General features: G+C 42.2%; 5 protein-coding genes. 2 read left to right on the top strand and 3 right to left on the bottom strand.

From position 1 onward, the window contains the following. Together PX484_RS07925 and PX484_RS07920 are read right to left on the bottom strand one after the other, a co-directional pair. The coding region (locus PX484_RS07925) for a Clp protease N-terminal domain-containing protein (protein WP_288103384.1) at positions 1 to 243 on the bottom strand (243 nt) is incomplete at its 3' end. A gap of 184 nt (positions 244 to 427) precedes the next feature. Beyond that, positions 428 to 1,381 carry a branched-chain amino acid ABC transporter permease gene (locus tag PX484_RS07920; protein ID WP_287665598.1) on the bottom strand — a complete coding sequence of 318 codons (954 nt, stop codon included), beginning with the start codon at positions 1,379 to 1,381 and terminating at the stop codon, positions 428 to 430. A gap of 199 nt (positions 1,382 to 1,580) precedes the next feature. On the opposite strand from PX484_RS07920, the gene PX484_RS07915 reads away from it, so the two are divergent. Both PX484_RS07915 and PX484_RS07910 read left to right on the top strand, forming a co-directional pair. After that, positions 1,581 to 1,772: a hypothetical protein gene (locus PX484_RS07915; RefSeq protein ID WP_287665600.1), complete on the top strand. Its 192-nt coding sequence runs from the start codon at positions 1,581 to 1,583 to the stop codon at positions 1,770 to 1,772. 276 nt (positions 1,773 to 2,048) lie between these two features. Next, positions 2,049 to 2,621: a manganese efflux pump MntP gene (locus PX484_RS07910; RefSeq protein WP_046661714.1), complete on the top strand. Its 573-nt coding sequence runs from the start codon at positions 2,049 to 2,051 to the stop codon at positions 2,619 to 2,621. 17 nt (positions 2,622 to 2,638) lie between these two features. On the opposite strand, the gene PX484_RS07905 is transcribed toward PX484_RS07910, so the two are convergent. After that, positions 2,639 to 3,072, bottom strand: a 434-nt coding sequence (locus PX484_RS07905) for a 7-cyano-7-deazaguanine synthase (protein WP_288103382.1), incomplete at its 5' end; no start/stop codon positions are given.

Raw genomic sequence — 3,072 nt, 5'->3', positions numbered from 1 at the left:
GGTAAAAGGGATATTAACGGGACTGTAACCGGTGCCGCGGCCGGTCATTCCTTCAATCAGGCGGCGACTTTCGTGCAGGGTAACTTTTAAATCCTTGAGAATTAAGGCTGCGGTGGCGGTGGCTTCTCCTATCAATCCTAACAGTAAATGCTCCGTACCGACGACACTGTGACCGGTACGACGGGCTTCTTCTTGGGCGAACATCACCGCTTTGATAGCTTTCTGGTTAAAGTATTCAAACATGATCTACGGCTTCCTGGCTACTGGGCTTTACCTGTTACTGTAACGTTTTCTTTACATTAGCCGGAAGGGGGATATCCGTATCAGCAGGGTGGGTTAGGGGCCAGGAGTGGGGAGATGGGGAGTTTTTGGCTGTGAACAGTAAACAGTAATCAATGAACTGAAAACTAAAATCTGATCACTGTAATTAGGAATCAACTTGACTAAGAGAGGAACGTCTTTTAAAAGGCATTATTTTTTTGATTAATTCAGGTGTAATTAAGCCTTGGGGATAAAAAATAGTTCCCAAAACAATTAAAATTCCAAAAATAATCAAACGACCATCGCGCAAGAAATTCCCCAACCAAATTGGTAAACCATTCACGCCGCCGAGGGCGCGTAAAACTTCGGGCAAAGCAGTTAAAACAATGCCTCCCACCACCGGCCCGACAAAAGTTCTGGAACCACCAATTAAAACAAAAGCCAAGAAAATAATACTAGAATCAAAGGTTCCCTGACGGGAATTCCAAGTATTGAGAAAATGGGCGCTTACCGCTCCCACAACTGCCGCTAAAACTGCCCCGAAAGTGAAGGATAAAACCTTGTGATAGGTGGGATTAATTCCCATGGCCGCAGCCGCCAACTCATCGGCACGAATGGCGTTAAATGCCCGACCAATTTTGATGTTTTCTAACCGGTAGAGAAACAGCATAGTTAGCAATAAGAGGGGCAAAGCCAGCCAAAGGTAGGCTAATTGAGTAGTGAAAGGTTGGGGAATGGCGAAAATACCGACCGCACCGCCGGTTATATCGAGATTAAGGGCAATAATTCTCAAAATTTCTACCCAGGCAATCGTGGCAATAGCTAAATAAATCCCTCGCAAACGTAGAACAGGAATACCTAAAAATATTGCTAATATTCCCGCAATAATGCCAGCAATTAACATTTCTAAAAAGACCAAAGCCAGGGGATAATTGCCACCGGTATTAGTAAAAACTTTCGTGGAAAGAATGGCGGCAACATAACCACCTAAAGCGTAAAAACCGGGGGTTGCTAAGGATAATTGACCGGCCATTAAGGGCAGATAAATTGAAATGCCTAAAATGGACCCAAAGATCATTGAAACAATTAAAAAACCATAGGTGTTAAAAAAATCAGCCATATTTTCGGTGAGCGGTTATTGGGGGCTTAAGTTAGGGGAGTCAATTAGCTAATTTTATCACCGTTCTCTCCCACCTCATTCTCCAGTAATTCTCGAAATTATCATAATTTTTTACTTGGCACTTTCCCTATATGGTAGCGTTCGCCACCTTAAAGGCAGACGGGATGATCGATGATGGGAAAAGGTATCTTCCTCAACTTTGTCCTGGAAAAAATTCGGGGGAATTTATGAAACAGCAGGATTGGTTACTCGGACTCCTACGGCTGAATTTCCCGATAAAATGGCAGTAGCGAGCGAAAAAGTCCTAGAAGCTGAGGATATCATCAATTTTACTCCAGAAGCAATCCATCAGGTCGAGGTAATCGGTGAGGAACCGATAATGTGGTTTTAAACGTTTTCAATTCGATCCTCTCAGTAATTAAGTAGCTGGTTATAATTAAATTAAAAATGGATTTTAGGTTCGATCCCCCCTGCTCCCCTTGATAAGGGGGGTGCCGATCCCCCCTTTAATCCCCCCTTGATAAGGGGGGCATCTGACAACTTTTAACGCCTACCTACTTAGGTTAGAGAAATGATAGATAAATGAGAGGATCATGAGATAAATATGAAAGTTTTCTGGGTAAAAATTAGTTAAGATAAGGGGAAATTAAAGGATAAACAACTATAGATGTTTACTTCACTCGAACTTTTAACCACTTCCTTTGTTGCTGTGGGATTAGCCGCCGATGCCGTGGCCGTTTCTCTGACCAGTGGCCTGATGATTCGTCATATTCATGTTAATAAGGCTTTGAAAATTGCTTTGTTTTTTGGGGGATTTCAAGCGATTATGCCGATGATTGGTTGGGGTATCGGTCTAACCTGTCGCGATTTTCTTGCCTCTTTTGACCACTGGATCGCTTTTATTATTCTAGGGGCGATCGGCAGTAAAATGATCTACGAAGCTGTTCAAAATGATGACGAGGAAAAAAAATTTAATCCTCTAGATTCCTATACTTTAATCGGATTAGCGATCGCTACTAGCATCGATGCTTTAGTAGTTGGTTTGGGTCTATCGATGATTAAAACTCCCTTACTTTTAGCTTGCACTGTCATTGGTTTTATTACCTTTGTTTTATGTTTTATAGCTGTTTTTATCGGGCATAAATTCGGTAATTTATTTAGCCAAAAGGTAGAAATTCTCGGCGGTTTAGTTTTAATATTAATCGGCGGTAAAATCCTCATTGAACATTTAATCGCCTAGATTATCTCCATTTTTCACTATGCTCCCCCTTTTCCTGACTGTTTTAAGAAGGAAGTAGCCAATTCGGGATAACCTGCCTCAATTAAAGCCTGATCTCTGATGCGGCAGGAATCGCATAAACCGCAGGGTTCAACTTCTCCTTGATAACAAGACCAAGTATCAGCAATGGGAACCCCTAAACTCACAGCACGACGGACGATATCTACCTTACTATCCATCACCAAAGGGGCAATTAATTGGGGTGCTTTCCCTTCTAAACCCGCTTTCGATGATAAATTAGCTAAAGTTTGAAAGGCCTCTAAATACTCGGGACGACAATCGGGATAACCGGAATAATCCACCGCATTAATTCCTAAATATATCGCCTCCGCTTCCCTTGCTTCCGCTAAAGAAAGAGCGATCGAAATAAAAACTGTATTTCTCCCCGGCACATAGGTAATCGGGATAATAT

Source organism: Microcystis sp. M49636_WE2, assembly GCF_030065375.1.
GTDB lineage: Bacteria > Cyanobacteriota > Cyanobacteriia > Cyanobacteriales > Microcystaceae > Microcystis > Microcystis aeruginosa_C.
Note: the sequence above shows the minus strand (reverse complement) of the source record. Positions and strands in the feature narration are given on the sequence as shown.